The sequence below is a fragment of the Glutamicibacter sp. NPDC087831 genome (genome assembly GCF_044742845.1).
Taxonomy (GTDB): Bacteria; Actinomycetota; Actinomycetes; order Actinomycetales; family Micrococcaceae; genus Glutamicibacter.
Genome location: NZ_JBIUVH010000002.1, coordinates 685,565 through 703,164, shown reverse-complemented (window position 1 = coordinate 703,164; position 17,600 = coordinate 685,565). Strand labels below are relative to the sequence as shown.

The 17,600-nt window shown below is 62.3% G+C and carries 16 protein-coding genes; 8 read left to right on the top strand and 8 right to left on the bottom strand.

Annotated features, from left to right (window positions below):
* Positions 1-4: 4 nt before the first annotated feature.
* The 6 genes from ACIOJF_RS09800 to ACIOJF_RS09775 form a co-directional block, all read right to left on the bottom strand.
* A complete protein-coding gene (locus tag ACIOJF_RS09800; RefSeq protein WP_402741582.1) occupies positions 5-631 on the bottom strand; it encodes a hypothetical protein in 627 nt (208 codons plus the stop codon).
* Between the two features lie 195 nt (positions 632-826).
* Positions 827-2,308, bottom strand: a complete 1,482-nt coding sequence (locus ACIOJF_RS09795) for a nucleobase:cation symporter-2 family protein (RefSeq protein WP_402741581.1) — start codon at positions 2,306-2,308, stop codon at positions 827-829.
* Positions 2,309-2,466: 158 nt separating this feature from the next.
* Positions 2,467-4,788: an FdhF/YdeP family oxidoreductase gene (locus tag ACIOJF_RS09790; protein ID WP_402741580.1), complete on the bottom strand. Its 2,322-nt coding sequence runs from the start codon at positions 4,786-4,788 to the stop codon at positions 2,467-2,469.
* A 57-nt stretch (positions 4,789-4,845) separates the two neighbouring features.
* Positions 4,846-5,673, bottom strand: a complete 828-nt coding sequence (gene fdhD / locus ACIOJF_RS09785) for a formate dehydrogenase accessory sulfurtransferase FdhD (RefSeq protein ID WP_105662044.1) — start codon at positions 5,671-5,673, stop codon at positions 4,846-4,848.
* A 170-nt stretch (positions 5,674-5,843) separates the two neighbouring features.
* Positions 5,844-7,502: a BCCT family transporter gene (locus tag ACIOJF_RS09780; RefSeq protein ID WP_105656186.1), complete on the bottom strand. Its 1,659-nt coding sequence runs from the start codon at positions 7,500-7,502 to the stop codon at positions 5,844-5,846.
* Between the two features lie 44 nt (positions 7,503-7,546).
* Complete coding sequence (locus ACIOJF_RS09775; RefSeq protein ID WP_105656185.1) at positions 7,547-8,521, bottom strand: flavin reductase; 975 nt, start codon at positions 8,519-8,521, stop codon at positions 7,547-7,549.
* Between the two features lie 128 nt (positions 8,522-8,649).
* On the opposite strand from ACIOJF_RS09775, the gene ACIOJF_RS09770 reads away from it, so the two are divergent.
* Genes ACIOJF_RS09770 through ACIOJF_RS09740 form a run of 7 tightly spaced genes read left to right on the top strand, consistent with a single transcriptional unit; the run spans position 8,650 to position 14,161 of the window.
* Positions 8,650-9,348 (top strand): GntR family transcriptional regulator, encoded by a 699-nt coding sequence (locus ACIOJF_RS09770; RefSeq protein WP_105656184.1) that lies wholly within the window; start codon positions 8,650-8,652, stop codon positions 9,346-9,348.
* Positions 9,349-9,378: 30 nt separating this feature from the next.
* A complete protein-coding gene (locus ACIOJF_RS09765) occupies positions 9,379-10,047 on the top strand; it encodes an amino acid synthesis family protein (RefSeq protein ID WP_402741579.1) in 669 nt (222 codons plus the stop codon).
* Positions 10,044-10,595: an amino acid synthesis family protein gene (locus ACIOJF_RS09760; RefSeq protein WP_133834116.1), complete on the top strand. Its 552-nt coding sequence runs from the start codon at positions 10,044-10,046 to the stop codon at positions 10,593-10,595. The genes ACIOJF_RS09765 and ACIOJF_RS09760 overlap by 4 nt, the downstream gene beginning before the upstream one ends.
* Positions 10,596-10,629: 34 nt before the next feature.
* Positions 10,630-11,382 carry an alpha/beta fold hydrolase gene (locus ACIOJF_RS09755; protein ID WP_402741578.1) on the top strand — a complete coding sequence of 251 codons (753 nt, stop codon included), beginning with the start codon at positions 10,630-10,632 and terminating at the stop codon, positions 11,380-11,382.
* Positions 11,379-12,863: an aldehyde dehydrogenase gene (locus ACIOJF_RS09750; protein WP_402741577.1), complete on the top strand. Its 1,485-nt coding sequence runs from the start codon at positions 11,379-11,381 to the stop codon at positions 12,861-12,863. The genes ACIOJF_RS09755 and ACIOJF_RS09750 overlap by 4 nt, the downstream gene beginning before the upstream one ends.
* A gap of 14 nt (positions 12,864-12,877) precedes the next feature.
* Entirely contained in the window at positions 12,878-13,084 is a 207-nt protein-coding gene (locus ACIOJF_RS09745) for a tautomerase family protein (RefSeq protein ID WP_286134045.1), read from the top strand.
* A gap of 30 nt (positions 13,085-13,114) precedes the next feature.
* Positions 13,115-14,161 (top strand): LLM class flavin-dependent oxidoreductase, encoded by a 1,047-nt coding sequence (locus ACIOJF_RS09740; RefSeq protein WP_402735075.1) that lies wholly within the window; start codon positions 13,115-13,117, stop codon positions 14,159-14,161.
* A 68-nt stretch (positions 14,162-14,229) separates the two neighbouring features.
* Here the strand turns inward: ACIOJF_RS09740 and ACIOJF_RS09735 are convergent, their stop codons facing one another.
* Positions 14,230-15,015 (bottom strand): VOC family protein, encoded by a 786-nt coding sequence (locus ACIOJF_RS09735; RefSeq protein WP_402735074.1) that lies wholly within the window; start codon positions 15,013-15,015, stop codon positions 14,230-14,232.
* Positions 15,016-15,206: 191 nt separating this feature from the next.
* Here ACIOJF_RS09735 and ACIOJF_RS09730 point away from each other — a divergent pair, with 191 nt between their 5' ends.
* A complete protein-coding gene (locus ACIOJF_RS09730; protein WP_105656176.1) occupies positions 15,207-16,766 on the top strand; it encodes a long-chain fatty acid--CoA ligase in 1,560 nt (519 codons plus the stop codon).
* Positions 16,767-16,772: 6 nt separating this feature from the next.
* Here ACIOJF_RS09730 and ACIOJF_RS09725 read toward each other — a convergent pair whose 3' ends face one another.
* Positions 16,773-17,567 carry an enoyl-CoA hydratase/isomerase family protein gene (locus ACIOJF_RS09725; protein ID WP_105656175.1) on the bottom strand — a complete coding sequence of 265 codons (795 nt, stop codon included), beginning with the start codon at positions 17,565-17,567 and terminating at the stop codon, positions 16,773-16,775.
* Between the last annotated feature and the right edge of the window lie 33 nt (positions 17,568-17,600).

Here is a 17,600-nt window from a genome sequence, read left to right as displayed (position 1 = left end):
ACGGTCACTCGCAGCTTTGAGCTCGCCATTCGTAGCGGATATTTCCGACAGCAGAAAAGCTTTTCGACGATTTCAAATCTGTCTTATAAATGACCCGAAGCTGTGAAACTTCAGCGTTTTCCACACCATTCTTCACGGCACCCTCGAGACCTACCTGCACATTTTCCCCGGCAGGGACTTCGATGGGACTTTCTAAAGGTGCTAATCTCTCAGCGATTTCTTTGAATTCTGCCTCTTTGAGGCTCTCATTAGTCCACGCCAACAAGCTAGTCTCACCTTCGGGTGGCAGTGCTGCCACGGATCGCTTTGATTCCCAGCCCGTGGCCTCTACAGCTTGCACGTCGGTGATCCATAGCGGATCCCCTGAGGTGCTGGATGCTACATCCCCGACGAAGTTCTGCTCGTGAAATATTCCGCACAAAGTGTTTTCGACGTCGCCTTCAGGAGCGCCTAGGGCCAATGCCCCAGTCTGCGTGGCTTGAACCCCGCCGCAAGCGGAAAGGGCACAAATAGTTGCTAAAGCAAGACAACCTGAATAGATCTTACGTATCATCATTTGAGCTAATGCTACCGGGATTCTGCGCCGGCCAATCGCGATGACCGCACGCGATTTATCTTTGATTAAAGTCATGTTCTTGTCGAATTTTAAACGTGGCTGAAATGTCCCACATTCTAGGCGAGCGCCAACGCGTCTGAAACCCTCAGAATCTACCAGAATCCGACCGATGAACGGCTTGAAAACTGTTCATACTCAAGGTCAGGATGAACGGCCATGCGCTCAATCCTCGATTCAGATTGGGCTCGGTAGACGAATACTTCCGCGGAGCTAGCCCTGCGGCATCGGACGATCACCGGCGTGGCCTGGCTGCTCCGAGATGACCCGGATTTCCAGGCCCTTGGAGTCGTACAGCTTGCCATCGATCAGGCGGTCGCCGTCTTCAAGGCCGGCCAGCTGGTACTTGTAGACGGTGCGCAGCGACGTTTCCTTCTTGCCCCAGTTCAGCTCGTTGAAGATGATGTTCAGCAGCACCGCCATGATGGTGGCCGAGGAGATGCTGGACTGGAAGATGGTGCCAACCCAGGCAGGGAATTCGGCGTAGAAGTCGGGCTTGACCATGGGAATGCAGCCGAAGGCCAGCGAGGTCGCGATGATCAGCATGTTCATGTTGTCATCCTTGGCCTTGGCCAAGGTGCGGATGCCTGCGGCCGCTACCGAGCCGAACAGCACCACGCCGGCGCCTCCCAGTACCGGGGAGGGAATGGAGGCGACGACGCGGCCAAGCACTGGCAGCAGGCCGAGGACCACCAGGATGCCGCCACCGGCGGCCACCACGAAGCGGCTCTTCACACCGGTAATGGCCACCAGCCCGACGTTCTGCGCGAAGGCCGACTGGGTGAAGGTGTTGAAGATCGGGGCGACGGTGGAGGAGAGCATGTCGGCGCGCAGGCCGTTGGCGATGCGCCGCGAATCCACCTTGGATCCGGTCACCTCGGCCACGGCGAGCATGTCGGCGGTGGTTTCGGTATAGGTCACCAGGATGACGATCATCATCGAGATGATGGCGCCGATCTCGAAGACCGGGGCGCCGAAGGCGAACGGAGTGGGAACCGCGAAAATGTCGCCGGTGAGCACCTGCGAGAAATCGGCCATGCCCATGAACACCGCCACTAGGGTGCCCAAGGCAATGGATAGCAGGATCGACAGCCGCGAGAGCGCAGGGATGCCGGACTTGGACAGCACCAGCAGGATCAGCAGGGTAATGGCGGCCAGGGCGATGTTCTTGATCGAGCCATAGGAATCCCCTGCGCCCGCCCCGCCCATGGCCCAGTCGGCGGTGACCGGGAAGAGCGAGACGCCGATAATCGTGATCACCACGCCGGTGACCACCGGCGGGAAGAAGCGCAGCAGCTTGGCGAAGAACGGGGCAATGACGATGCCTATGGCGCCCGAGGCGAGCACCGCGCCGAAGACTGCCGGCATGCCTCCCCCGCCGTTGAGGATGGCGATCATGGTGGCCACCCCGGAGAAGGACGTGCCCTGGACCAGCGGCAGCTGGGCGCCGAAGAATGGCACGCCCAGGGTTTGCAGGATGGTGGCCAGGCCGCCGATGAACAGGCAGCTGGCGACGAGCACGCCCATTTCGGCCGTGTCCATTCCCGCAGCCCCGCCCATCACCAGCGGCGGAGCGATGATGCCGCCGTACATGGTCAGCACATGCTGGAAACCGTAGGCCACGGTTTTCGGCGCAGGCAGGCGTTCGTCTTCGGGTCTGATGCTCTCAGCGGATTGGCTGCGGGCAGCACTCATGGGGAATTTCCTCTTCGGTGGACTGCGGATTGGCGCACCCCATGCGTTCGGGATGCGCCCCGCCGTCAATTCTCCCGCACCAGCCCGCCAGGTTGACAGCTGGTGAAGCGCAAATGGCTGCGAGGTGCATTACGTCAAGCGCTTAGCACTGCTCCAGGTCAGCTATCCAGCGTGCGTCCAGGCTGCTGGGTGTGCTCGACGAAACGCACCATCATCGCCTTGAAACCCGGGGTGTTGGACTCGCGGGCCACCAGATCGCGGTGCACCAGCGCGTTGGCCTCCGGGTAGTAGGCCGCCACGCAGCCCTTGGCCGTCGGATAGGACACCAGGCGGAAGCGGTTCGCGCGGCGCTCGGAACCGGCGAAAGTGGAAATCACGTCCACCAGATCCCGGTCGCTGTACCCGGTCTCAGCCAGGTCCTCCGGGTTGATCAGGATGACGCGGCGGCCGTCCTTGATCCCGCGGTAGCGGTCATCGAGCCCGTAGAAGGTGGTGTTGTACTGGTCGTGGCTGCGCATGGTCTGCAGGATCAGGTGGCCCTCGGGAGCTTCCAGCGCTTCGAAGTCCGAGACGGTGAAGCGGCCCTTGCCGATGTCCGTGGCGAAGGAGCGGGTATCGCGCGGCGGGTTGGGCAGCACGAAGCCGTTCTTCTCCCGCACCCGGGAGTTGAAGTCCTCGAAGCCGGGCAGCACCTTTTCGATGTGGTCGCGGATCACGTCGTAGTCCTCGGCCATGGCACGCCAGTTGACCGGGTGCCCATCGCCCAGGATGGCCTGGGCCATGCGGGCAACGATGACCGGCTCGGCCAGCAGGTGCTCGGAGACCGGGGTGAGCCGGCCGCGGGTGGACTTGATCACCGACATGGAGTCCTCCACCGAAAGGAACTGCGCACCGGTGGGGTGCTTGTCGTCCTTGTCGGTGCGGCCCAGGGTCGGCAGGATCAGCGAGGTCTTGCCGTGCACCACATGCGAGCGGTTGGGCTTGGTGGAGATGTGCACGGTCAGCTTGGCACGCTGCATGCCCGCCTCCAGCGCTTCGGTGTCCGAATTGGCCAGGGCGAAGTTGCCGCCCATGGAGACGAACACGTCCACTTCGTCCTTCTCGAAGGCATGCAGGGCCTCGGTGGAATCGTAGCCGTGGGCGCGCGGGGATTCGATGCCGAATTCGGCGTCCAGCGCTTCGAGCAACTGCTCGCCGGGCTTCTCCCAGATGCCCATGGTGCGATCGCCCTGCACATTGGAGTGCCCGCGCACCGGGCAGGCGCCAGCACCTGGCTTGCCGAAGTTGCCCTGCAAAAGCAGCAGGTTGATGATTTCCTTCAGCGTCGGCACCGAGTGCGGCTGCTGGGTCAGGCCCAGTGCCCAGCAGATGATGGTGGCCTTGGAGTTGGCCAGCAGCATAGCGATCTCGGTGATCTGGGTGCGGGTCAGTCCGGTGGCCTTCTCGGTAGCTTCCCAGTCCAAGGTGGCGCGCGCGGCCTGGTAGGCCTCGAACCCGTCGGTGACCGCGGCGATGAACTCGTGGTCCACCACGGTGCCCGGATGCTTCTTCTCTTCTTCGAGCAGCAGGTGGCCGAAGGCCTGGAACAGGGCCAGGTCGCCGCCGACCTTGATCTGCAGGAAGTCGCTGGAAATCGGGTCGGCCTTGCCCAGCATGCCGCCCACGGTCTGCGGGTCCTTGAACCCGAAGAAGCCTGCCTCCGGCAGCGGGTTCACGGCAACGATGCGGGCGCCGCGCTTGCGCGCATCGGCCAGCGCGGAGAGCATGCGCGGATGGTTGGTGCCGGGGTTCTGGCCCACCACGAAGATCAGGTCCGCATGATCGAAGTCTTCCAATGACACGGTGCCCTTGCCGATGCCGATGGTCGGGTTCAGCGCGCTGCCCGAGGATTCGTGGCACATGTTCGAGCAGTCGGGCAGGTTGTTGGTGCCCAGCGAGCGGGCGAGCAGCTGGTACATGAACGCGGTCTCGTTCGCGGTGCGCCCGGAGGTGTAGAACACGCACTTGTCCGGGGTGGTCGCGTTCACGTGCTCGGCGATGGTCGAGAAGGCCTGCGCCCAACTGATCGGGGAGTAGTGGGTCTCCCCCTCGCGAATGATCATCGGAGCGGTGATCCGGCCCTGCGAGCCCAGCCAGTATTCGGTCTTGTCGCGCAGGTCCTCGATGGAGTGCTGCGCAAACCACTCCGGGGTGACGGTGCGGGCGCTGGCTTCCTCGGCGATGGCCTTGGCGCCGTTCTCGCAGAACTCGGCGGGCTTGCGCTTGCCGGTGATGGATTCAGGCCACGCGCAGCCCGGGCAGTCGAAGCCGTCGTGCTGGTTGACGCGCAGCATCGAACGCAGGGTACGCGACGGGCCGGCTTCGGCGAAGCCGCGCTCCATGGATACCATCACGGCCTTCAAGCCGGCGGCGGCGTGCTTGGGTTCGCTGACCTTCAGTTCATCTTCGTTGATGTCCTTTTTGGGTGCCGAACGATGCATGAGACCCTCCTATTGGTAGCGCGGCCGGTACTGATATCCAGCTCACATATTACAAGGCTACGCCCTGATCACCCGATCCGCATGTGTATAAATGTTCACGCTGTGCCTGCGGGAAAAAGCTGCCAGCGTCAGACCCGATTCCTCGGCCAGGTCAGCGGCCAGCGACGAGGGCGCACTGACCGCTGCGAGCACCGGAATTCCAGCCATCGCGGCCTTCTGCACCAGCTCGAAGGAGGCGCGTCCGGAGACCTGCAGGACGGTGTCGCCCAGCGGCAGCAACCCGTCGCGCAGGGCCGCTCCGATGACCTTGTCCACCGCATTATGACGCCCGACGTCTTCGCGCAGGATCAGCAATTCCCCGGCGGTGGAGAACAACCCGGCCGCGTGCACTCCCCCGGTAGCGGAGAACAGCTGCTGCGATTCGCGCAAGGTGTCAGGCATGCCCAGCAGCGTTTCCAGCCCAACCCGCCCCGATTCCGGGGAGGGTGCGAAGGCGGCTTTCTTGCGCACTTCGTCAATGGAGTTGGTGCCGCAGATCCCGCATGCTGAACTGGTGACCACATTGCGGGCAGCCAGGAGATCAGGATGCTTCGCCCCCGCGCCCAGCTGCACCTCGATGACGTTATAGGTCTGGTTGCCTGCTTCATCGGTGCCGGCGCAGTAGCGCAGGGAGGCCAGATGCTCGGGCGCGGAAATGATTCCCTCGCCCACCAGGAATCCGGTGACCATGTCGAAGTCGTCGCCCGGGGTGCGCATGGAGGTGGTGTAGGAGGTATGGCCGAAGCGGATCTCCAGCGGCTCCTCGCCAGCCAGCTTCTCCTCGCGGACGCGGGAGCCCTCCAGCGTTGCCCTGACCACGCGGCGGCGCACGATCTTGCGACCCATTTAAACGCTCCTTGTGCTACATCTTGCGGCTTCCGCCGCTTGCCGCATACTGCTAGAGGACACTCTACGTTTACAGACCCCGGCTCGGCCAACCCCCATGCTGGATTGAGGCAAATCCAAGGCTCCACCGGGGCCGCAATTCGCTGGGCCCAACTATTTCGCGGTGCTGCCTAGCCTGCTTCGTTGCCGTCTCCACTCGGCGCTGCAGCTTCCAGCAAAGGTGCCTGCAGGCGCGTGTCGCAGCGCAGCTCCCTCATAAGCGACATCCCCAGCAGCGTCACAATCACCGTGAACGGCACCGCCGAGAGGATGGCTGCCTGTTGCAGGGCCTCGAGCCCGCCCACCAGCAGCAACACGATCGCGCAGACGCCGGTGAGAAGTCCCCAGACCACTAGGACCGGCCTCTTGGGGTACATATTTCCGCCGGAGGTCAGCGTGCCCAGAACATAGGTATTGGAATCCGCGCCGGTAATGAAGAACAGCACCACGAGAATTACTGTGAATGCCGAGGTCACTTCCGGTATCGGCAGTTCGGCCAGCATCGCGAAGAAGGTGCTGTTGGTGTCTTCCAACGTTGCCTGGCCGATCCCAGAACTGCCGGTCATCTCCTGGTGGATCGAGGTGCCACCGAAAATGCTGAACCAGATGCTGAAGACCAGAGACGGGACACCCATCACCGCAATAACGAATTCGCGAATGGTCCGGCCCTTGGAAATCCGCGCCAGGAAGATGCCGACGAAGGCGCCCCAGCTCAACCACCAGGCCATCATGAAGTACGTCCACCATTGCATCCACTGCAAGTCTTCGGCTCCAGAGGGAGTCAGCAGCGCCACGGCCGGGAACTCGCCCAGGAACTGCCCCATGGAACGGAAATAGATGTTGGAAATAAATCCGGTGGGACCGGAAACCAGGACGAAAACCCCGATGGCGGCGGCACCGATCATGGTGCCCTGGCTGAGCCATTTGATGCCCTTGCCAACGCCGGAAAGCGCCGAGAGAGTGAATACGATGGTAACGCCTGCAATGATCACGATCTTGACGAACAGATCCGTGGGAATCCCGAACAGGCTGTTCAGCCCCTCGGCGATTTGCGAAGCGCCCAAGCCCAGGGAAGTGGTCGTGCCGAAGAGGGTGGCCAGCACGGTGAACACGTCAATGGTCTTCCCGAGCCATCCGTCCATGGATTTTCCAAGAACTGGCCTGAGCATCACCGAGACGAGTCCCGAGTTGCCCCGGCGGTGCGTCGAGTAGGCAATGGCCAGGCCGAACACGCCGAACAAGGCCCAGGCGTTCGGACCCCAGTCGAAGTACGAGAACTGCAAGGCCAGCACTGCCGCATCCATGCTTTCCGGCTCCGCCCGTCCGTGCGGAGGGACCATGAAGTGGCTCATAGGTTCGGCCGCGCCATAGCTGATCAACCCGATGCCCATCACGGCACCGAGAATCATCGCGATCCAGGCCCATGTGGAGAACTCGGGCCGGTCCGCGTCCTTGCCCAGCCTGATGCCTCCGTAGCGCGAAAAGGCCAGGAACAGCATCAGCACGATGCAGCCGAGAGTCACCAACAGGTAGCTCCAGCCAATGTACTGCGCTGACCAGGTGGATGCCCCGGACATCAGTTCATTGAGCCGGCCCGGTGCAATAGCCGCCCAGAGCACGAACACCACGACCAGCGCCAGCGAAACGAAAAGGACACTGCCCGGACGCTGGAGTTGCTTGTAGACCTGTTTCGATTCGTTCTTGTCCGCGGCCCGGCGCAATTTGCCGCCGGTGAGCGTGGGCCCTCCGCGTGGCCCCTTGCCCTGCTTTTCGTTGGTTTCGGTTTTCATGGCTCTCACACTTCGTTGTATTGGAGGAATCTGCCGACGCCGGGCTATAGCGCGGTCAGTTCGGCGCCGTCGTAGAACCGGCCGGCCTTGTAGACCATCGGCTCAAGCTGGGCGACTTCGGAATGCTTTACCTTGGCGATGAACACGGTATGGGTCTTGGCTTGGAAGCGCTCCTTGATTTCTGCTTCGATGGAAGCGGCCGAGCCATCGATCAGCGGGCTGCCGTTCGGCCCCTGATGCCATTCGAGCTCGGCGAACTTGTCATCACCCTTGGAAGCGAAGGTGCCCACGGTGTCGCGCTGCCCGTTGCTCATGATGTTGATGCCCAGATGGGTGGACTTGAACAGCGATGCATAGGTGCTGGTGGTCTTCTGCACGCACACCAGCACCAGAGGCGGCTCGAGCGAAACTGACACATATGAATTTGCGGCTAGCCCGCGAGGCTTGCCATGTTCATCCATGGTGGTCACGACAGTCACGCCGGTAATGAATTGGCGGTTGAACCCCTTGAGCGCATCGAGATTCGGCACGCCGCTCAAATCGTCCACTACCACGCCATCATCCGTGGACTCGAAGGCGGACTTGAGCGATGGGACCCCCACGTCTTCGAGCAGCTCGCTCTGGTCCCAAGTCACCTGCTCCGAGATGATTTTCCCGTCCTGGACTTCCATCAGGTTGGAACCGCGGGTTTCCACGGTGTTGCCCGTGGCCGGCACACCCTGCAGATCGTTGGTGAACGTTCCGGTGGTGTGCCAGAAAATCGCGATGGACTGCTCCTGCTCATCCACGAGCAGATGGTCGATTTTTGTCACCAGATCAGGGAAGGCCTCCCGCACGGACAAAATCTCTTGCTTCAGCTCTCGGATGGTGGTGACGTTTTTGGATTTCTTGCTGATTCGCCGGAAGTCCGCGTGGAAGATCTCGTCCAGTGCATCGACCTGGCCCCGATCCCATGCCGCTTCCCAGGCGTTGACGAGTGATTCTTTGACAGGCTGGAGTGAATTTACAATTTGTTGCATGCAAGAAATGCTAGCAAAGGTTGTGACGGAGTCAACATGTTTCAGGAAATTCTCTTAAATTTAGCGGATTCAAGGCGATTCCTTGAATTTCTGTTGCATACAAGAGAATCTATGGATAGAGTTCTTGTATGCAAGAGAGTTCAAGCGTGGAATCAAAAACCAGGAGCACCCCGGAGACGCCGTTGCTGGGCCGGCTCCGTCAAATGATCGTCACTGGAGTTGTTCAACCCGGAGACCTATTGGCAGAGACAGCCCTGGCGCAAGACTTCGAGGTCAGCCGTACTCCAATTCGAGAAGCATTGAAGCAGCTGGAGCGCGAGGGCCTAGTTGAGGTGCGTTCGCGGGTTGGAACATTCGTCAGGAAGCCCACCCAGCGCGAAATTCACGAGATGTTTTCCCTGAAGGAGGCCTTCGAGGGACTAGCCGCTGGCCTGCTGGCCAGACGTGGAGCCGTACCTGAATTGGAGCAGCTCAAGGAAAACGTTGCACGCAGCCAACGGGCCGTCGAGCGCGGCGACGCGGAACTCTATTCGCAACTGGTCCATGAATTCCACAGCACGTTGGTTGCCGGGGCTGACAACAGGAAGCTCACCGAGCACTATGACCTGTTGATGAACCAGCTGGCCTACCATCGCATCGTTTCGCAGACCCTGAGCTTGCCCGGGCGCTTGCAGAATTCGAAGGACGAGCACCAGGCAATCATCGACGCCATCAGCTCCAAAGATCCGTTGGCCGCAGAACTTGTGATGCGCAGGCATGTTGCCGCATCAAGCCAGTCGGCGGCCCTGGCCGCAATGAAAGAAGAAGACGAAGAACAACCGGGTTAGCCCCAAAATAGCCATGCAAAGGAATACCAGATGAATTCTCCACTGGCCCAGCCGCCTCAGCTCATTGATTTGAGCACCCGATCAACGCTCGAAGACTACCAGGATTTGGCCCAGGCCATTGGTTTGCGCAAAATCTCGTGCATGGTGGAAGAAGTTCCCCACCACGAATTAGGCAGCATCACCCGCGCGACCGCCACCGCAGTCATCCCCAATCCTTGGCTCGGCACCGGAACGTCGCAAGATTTATCCGAGCGGACCGAGGCCATCGCCCCATTGCTGGCCAAGCTGCTGTCGGATCGCCTGCTCAATGCCCTGGGCGGAGCCGAACAAGTTGAAGCTTTCGGCAAGGCCGCATTGGTTGGCAGCGATGGGGAATTGGAGCATGCCGGAGCGCTGATCCACACCCCGTTCTTCGGCAACCTGCTGCGCGAAGCCCTCGGCGGCACCTCGATCATCTGCTTTGTCGACGGCCGCGGCGTTCCTGGTGAATCCCTGCGAGTACCGATGTGGCATAAGACCGCAGCTGCCACCCGAACCCACTACCAGACCCTGGAGCTGTCCTTGCCCGATGCCCCGCATGCTGGCGAGATCGCGGTCATTGCCGCGGCATCAAGCGGCCCCCGGCCACATGCACGCATCGGCGATCGAACCACCGACCGAACGGTCACTTCCGAAATACTGAAGGGAATACAACTATGAACTACCGCAAACTGGTAACCATCGTCGAGGAAATTGCCACAGAGGGCGGACGCCCGGTGGATCCGGTAGCCCGCGTGGTCATTGTCGCCGCCGTATTCGACAACCCGTGGGCAGGGCAAGGATTCGTCGAGGACTTGAACCCGGGAATCGACTCGGTCGCCTCGGACCTCGGAGCGCTGCTGGCACCGCGGGTCATCGAAGCGCTGGGCGCCCCGCTCCAGGCCTATGGCAAGGCTGCAATCGTCGGCCTTGACGGTGAAGTCGAGCACGGCTCGGCCCTGATCCACACCCTGAAATTCGGCAACCACTTCCGCGACGCAGCCAAGGCCACCACCTTGCTGCCGGCCGTGGAAAAGCGCGGACAGGCCGGAGTGCAGTTCGACATCCCGCTCAAGCATTTCACCGATGCCACGATCCGCTCGCACCACCAGAGCGTCGAGGCCAGGATCGCCGATGCTCCGCATCCTGGCGAAATCCTGATCGCCCTGGCCGGCGCAACCCGTGGCCGGCCGCAGGAACGCCTGGCCCCGCTGTCCACCGAACAGTAGCAGAGCGCATCAGCCGGAACGGAGCGAAGCACGCATGACAAGCACGAAGCAGCCATTGGTTGTCCTCCTGCATGGAGTCGGATTGGACCGGACCATGTGGAAGCCGCTGCGCGAGCAGCTGGCGCACGAATCAGTGGCCCTGGACCTGCCTGGGCACGGGTTACGCCCGCCCCTGCGCAGCGAGCAGAATCTGGCGAGCTTGGCCGCCGATGTGCTCGAACGCCTTGAAACTCGCGAGCCTGTGCATCTCGTGGGATTCTCGCTCGGTGCCTTGGTTGCCCAGTACCTTGCGCGCTTCGCTCCCGGGCGCGTGCTGACCTTGTCTGCGGTGAACTCCGTATGCCGGCGCACCGCCGAAGAGTCGGCCGCGGTGGAAGAGCGCCTGGCTACCGCCGGCACGAACTTCTCCCAGGGAGTGGACCGCGCCATCGAACGCTGGTTCCCGGCCGCGGCCACCACGGTGGACGCGCAGCTCATCGAGGCTACGCGCCAAACTATGGCGGGCAACGATCTCGAATCCTATCTGCACGCCTACGCGGTTTTTGCCCGCGGTGACCAGGAGATTGCCGGCGAACTCGATGCGATCAAGCAGCCGACACTGGCCATCACCGGCGAGCTGGATCCCGGATCGACCCCGCAGATGTCCCGCCGGTTGGTTGCCGCCGTGCCTCATGGGCGGCTGCGCATCATCCCCGGAGCACGGCACATGCTTCCGGTCGAGAATCCGCGAGCTTTGGCCGCGGAATTAAACAGTTTTTTCAGCGATAACGAAGGGAAACAGGCATGAGCGAGCGTTACATGCATTTCATCAACGGCGAGCACATTGCTCCCAGCGAAGACCGTTTCTTCACCAGCACCAACCCTGCGACCCTCGATGAGCTTTACGAGGCCGCCCGTGGCAATGCCGAAGATGTGGATCGCGCCGTCAAGGCCGCCCACAAGGCATTCTCCGCACCCTCGTGGAGCACCCTGAGCGCTACCGCCCGCGGGCATCTGCTGCGCCGCCTGGGCGATCTGATCGGCGAGAACGCCGAGAAGCTGGCCCGCTTCGAATCCCTGGACAATGGCAAGCTGCTGCGCGAAATGCGCGGCCAGCTGGCCACCCTGCCCGAGTACCTCTACTACTATGCGGGACTGGCTGACAAGGTGCAGGGCGCCCAGATCCCGAGCATGAACCCGGCGATCTTGAACTACACCCAGCGCGAAGCATTGGGCGTGGTCGGAGCCATTACCCCCTGGAACTCGCCGCTAACGCTGACCACCTCGAAAATCGCCCCGGCGCTGGCTGCTGGCAATACCGTGGTAATCAAGCCGAGCGAGTACACCTCGCGGACCGTGCTGCTGCTGGCAGAGCTGGCAGACCAGGCCGGATTCCCTCCGGGCGTCATCAACGTTGTCACCGGCTTTGGAGCCGAGGCCGGCGCCGCGCTGGTCAGCCACCCGCTGCTGGCCAAGATCTCCTTCACCGGTTCAACTGCCACCGGCTCGAAAATCGCCGCCGAGGCCGCCAGCCGCTTCATCGGCTGCACCCTGGAACTGGGCGGCAAGAGCCCGAACATCGTCTTCGATGACGCCAACGTCGCCAATGCGGCCATGGGCGTGGTGGCCGGAATCTACGCCGCGGCCGGCCAGACCTGCATTGCCGGCAGCCGGGTCTTCGCCCACAAATCGGTCTACGACGAGCTGCTGGAACGGGTCACCGAACGCGCCAAGTCCATCGTCATCGGAGACCCGCTCTTGGATGCCACCGAGCTGGGCCCGCTGGCCTTTGCCGACCAGTTGGAAAAGGTCGCTTCCTATGTGAAGATCGGCGCAGACGAGGGCGCCAAAGTGCTGGCCGGCGGCATCCGCCCCGAAGGCCTGGACCTGCCGGGCTACTACTTCTCCCCCACCGTGCTCACCGACGTCAACAACGACATGCGCGTGGTCCGCGAGGAGATCTTCGGCCCGGTGGCTGCGATCATGCCCTTCGAGCACGAAGACGAGCTGCTGTCCATGGCCAATGACACCGAGTACGGGCTGGCCGCCGGCGTGTGGACGCAGAACCTTGCCCGCGCCCACCGCATGGCCCGGAGGCTGGATGCCGGCACGATCTGGGTGAACACCTACCGGGCGATGTCCCCGATGTCCCCGCGCCAGGGCTTCAAGAACTCGGGCGTTGGCATCGAGCACGGCCTGGAATCCATGAACGAATACACCCGCCTCAAGAGCGTATGGATCAACACCGACGAGTCCCCCGTCGCAGATCCGTTTGTGATGCGCGGCTAAGGAAAGGGAACCCCATGCCACTGATCGATGTATCCATTGCCAAGGGCCGCAGCCCCCGGCAGCTGCGCGCCCTGATCGACGCCTTGCACCGGGCCGCCGAAGAAACCGTTGATGCGGCCCCCGAGAACATCACAGTCATCGTGCGCGAAGTCGACCATGAACATTGGTCCCGGACCAACCAAACCATCGCCGAACGCAACCGCACCCAGGCAACTGCCTAAGGGCAGCAGAGCAACGAAAGAAGGACAGATATGCGCTTTTCACTGTTCATCCACATGGAACGCTATGACGACTCGATCAGCCACGCACAGCATTTCGAGAACCTCGTCGAACTGACTCAAATGGCCGAAGCCGGTGGCTTCTCCACAGTCTGGATCGGCGAACACCACTCGATGGAATACACCGTCTCCCCGAACCCGATCCCGCAGCTTGCTTACCTCGCGGCTCGGACCTCCACGATCCGGCTCGGAGCCGGCACCATCATCGCACCATTTTGGAACCCGATCCGAGCAGCCGGCGAACTCGCGCTGCTCGATGTCATCAGCAATGGCCGTGCCGAATTAGGCGTGGCACGCGGTGCCTACCAATTCGAATTCGATCGCATGACCGATGGCATGAAGGCCACCGACGGCGGAGCCTCCATGCAGGAGCTCATCCCGGCAGTCAAGAAGCTTTGGGAGGGCGATTACGCCCACGACGGAGAAGTCTGGCAGTTCCCGACGTCCACTTCGGTGCCCAAGCCCGCGCAAAAGCAGATCCCTGTCTGGGTTGCCGCCCGCAGCCCCGAGTCACACGAGTACGCTGTGGCCAACGGGTGCCACGTCATGGTGACCCCGCTGATGAAGGGCGACGAAGAAGTCGAATCATTGGTCCAGAAGTACGAAGCCGCCATTGCCGCCCACCCGGAGGTGCAACAGCGCCCCGACATCATGGTGCTTCGCCACACCTATCTGCACTCCGCCAACGAGCCAGAGGCCTGGCGCCCGGCCGCCGAAGGCATCAACAAGTTCTACCGCACCTTCGATGCGGTCTTCGGCAACAAGGCGGAGCCGGTCAAGGGCTTCATCGATCCCAGCCCGGAGGAGAAGTTCTCCGAACGCGAGGAATTCACCCCTGAGTCCCTGCACCGCACCGCAATGATCGGCACACCGGACGTGGTTGTTGAGCGCCTGCGCCACTACGAAGATCTGGGCGTCAGCGAATACAGCTTCTGGAGCGACAACGCCCTGAGCCACGAGGAAAAGAAACGCTCGCTGAAGTTGTTCATTGACGAAGTTGTGCCGAATTTCGTGAAGTAGGCTGCGAAGAACCAGCCCGAACCGAGGCCGCCGTGCATCCGATTTTTCGGTGCCGGCGGCCTTTGCCATCAGGCTTCAGATTCCTGTTTGCGCGACGGGGCGATGATCGCGAACTCTGCGCCGGTGACGTCGCTGAGCACGGCCATGCGGCCAAAGTAGGAATCATGGGGCTCATGGATGATCGTGCCGCCGAGCTTCTCGGCGAGCGCCACGGTCTGTTCGGCATCCGCCACCGCGAAGTAGGCGCGCCAACCGGCCTTGGAATCCGGATAGCTGGAGATGTCGAAGATTCCGGCCACCGCCTCGGAACCTTGGCCGTAGGTGTGGTAGCGGAATTCGTCCGTGTCCGAGACCGGGGACAGGCACCAGCCCAGTGCTACACGGTAGAAGCGGGCCACCGCCTCGAAGTGCCTGGTGTGCAGCTCGTTCCAGATGCGGGTGCCCGGTGCGCGGCTGGCGGTTGTGTCTGCTGATTGGAATGCCTGGAAGAGTCCAACGCCGGTTCCCGCTGGGTCCCCGATGATGGCCATGGTTCCCTGGCCGGGAATGTCGATGGGCTTGAGGTAGACCTTGCCGCCGTGCATCTTGGTGGCATAGGCGGCGGCGTGCACATCGGTCACATTCAGGTAGGTGGTCCAGGCATCTTGCACCTCGGAATCCGGGTCATTGGCAATGAAGCCGGTGACCATTTCCCCGTTGAGGTAGACCTCGGCATATCCCTCGTCGCGGGTTTCCTCGTCATGGCGGACTTCCCAACCGAAAAGCTGCCCGTAGAACTGCGTGGAGCCTTCCATGTCGCTGGTGAGCAAATCGACCCAGCACGGCTCGGCTCGAGGATCCCTTGGTGCCGGCATCGCTTCCCCATTCCACAATTCATCCAGCTCGTTTGGGCTGAGTCTATGTCCTTTTTATCCAGATCAGCAATGGAAATTTTCCATCGGTCAGGATATTGCGAAACTCAATACCTCGCACTGAACCGCAGTTCCAATATGGTTTAATGTGACACGGCACACAATGCACTGCTGGGCAACCCGAGGAGTTCACCATGAGCGTTTCCACATCCAATCTCACTGTTTCAGTGGCGGCCATCCTCGCAGAAGGGGCTGCCCGCTACGGCGAGCTGAACGCCATCACCGTCGATGGCCGCAGCACCACCTATGAGCAGCTGTGGGAGCAGGCCCGGCAATACGCCGGAGCTCTGCAAGCCCAAGGCATCGAGGCGGGCGACCGGGTGGCCTTGCTCATTCCCAACGTCACGGACTTCGCCCGCGCCTACTACGCGGTTCTGGCCCTGGGCGCCGTAGCGGTACCGGTCCACGCGCTGCTCAAGGCGCGCGAGATCTCCTACATCCTGGAGGATTCCGAAGCCAAGCTGATGATCTGCGCCGCACCCCTGCTCGCAGAAGGAGCAGCGGGGGCCGCCGCTTCCGGGGTGCCGGTGCTCAGCGTGCTGGCTCCGGAGGAATCGGGCGCCATCCGGTTAGAAGACCTGGCCCGGCACGCCGCGCCGATTGGCACCTACCTGCCGCGCCGCCCCGAAGACCTGGCCACGATCCTGTACACCTCGGGCACCACCGGCAAGCCCAAGGGTGCGCTGGGCACGCATCTGGCGTTAATCGAGCAGACCCACACCACATTGCTGAACACCATGGAATTGCGCCGCGGCGACAAGCTCTTCGGCGGGTTGCCGCTGTTCCACACCTTCGGCCAGACCTGCGTGCTCAATACCGGGCTGCGGGTGGGGGCCGAGGTCATGCTGTTACCCAAATTCACCGCCGAAGGGGCCCTGGAACTGTTGTTGGAGGCTGGCATCGACGTCTTCTTCGGGGTGCCCACGATGTATGTGGCCCTGCTCGAAGCGGGCAAGCAGCGCGAAGGGATGCCGGAAAAACTGCGCTACGCCATTTCCGGAGGGGCCTCGCTTCCGGTTTCCATCCTCACCGCCTTCGAGCAGCGCTTCGGCGCGCGGATCCACGAGGGCTACGGGCTGACCGAGACCTCGCCGGTGGCTTGCTTCAACCATGTGGGCGTCGACCCGCGGCCCGGGACCGTGGGCACCCCGGTTTGGGGCGTGGACGTGGAAATCGCCGATCCTGCCTGCCCCGATGAAATCCGGCTGCTGCCGCGCGGGGAGCTGGGCGAGCTGGTGGTGCGCGGGCACAACTTGTTCTCCGGCTACCTGAACCGGCCCGAGGCCACGGCCGAAGCGGTGGTTGATGGCTGGTTCCGCACCGGGGATCTGGGGACCAAGGACGAGGATGGCTACCTGCGCATCCTGGACCGGACCAAGGACATGATCCTGCGCAACGGCTACAACGTGTACCCGCGCGAAATCGAAGAGGTACTGGTTTCCCATCCGGAGATTTCCAATGCCGCCGTGTACGGGGTGCCGCACGAAACCCACGGACAGGAGATTGCCGCATCGGTGACCTTGGAGGCCGGCTCCACGCTGGGCGCGCAGGAGCTGGTGGCGTGGGCCAGCAAGCAGATGGCCGCGTACAAGTATCCGCGGCTGATCGAGATCGTCCAGGAATTCCCGCTGGGTCCCAGCGGGAAGATCCTCAAGCGCGAACTGGTTGCGCAGTTCACTGCCGAGCAGGACTAGCGAACACTACTGGGGCCGTCCACCGTAATCCGGTGTGCGGCGCGAGCAGAACGCGGATCTGCCTTCGGCCAGGTCCGCGTTCGCCCCGTTCTCTTCCCACATCGCTTCCCACCAGCCCTCGGTGGCTTCTCCCTGGCGCACCAAGTTGATGGCCTCATTGGTGCGCGCAATGGAATATGGCGAGTTCGCGGACAGCTTGCCCAGCAGTGCGGCCAGCTCTTCTTCGAGCTGCCCATGGGCAATCACGCGGGTGAACATGCCCCAGCGTTCCGCCTCGGCAATGGAAATCTCCGCGCCGGAAAACAGCAGGTACTTGGCCCGGTGCTCCCCCACGGTACGCACCAGCCGTTCGATGCCCGGCCGCGGGAAAACCAGCCCGATTCTTGCTGGGGTGATCGCGAGTCGCACGTTATCCGAGGCCAACTGGATATCGCAGGCCGAGGCCAGCTGCCAGGCCCCGCCAAAGCAATGGCCTTCCACCACCGCGATGGTGGTTTTCGGGCAGCCCACGATGATCTTGTCGAGCAGGTCGAAATGGTTGATCAGCTCCCCGTCGGCGTCCCGGTCGAAGAGCACCTGGTCCATCTCGTCGATGGCAATTCCAGCGCAGAAGTTCCCTTCCGCGCCGCGAACCACAATGGAACTGACCTCGTCGTCGGTCGAAAGGCCGGCAAAGGCGCCCACCAGCTGCAGGCACATGTCCTTGGTGAGCGCGTTGAGTTGGCCCGGGTTATCCAGCAGCACCACGGCAGTGGACCCGGCTATTTCTACGCTGACCCGTGCTTCATTGTCCTTGCCCATCAGGTTCCTCCCAGTCGCGTGCAAGCCGCAGAA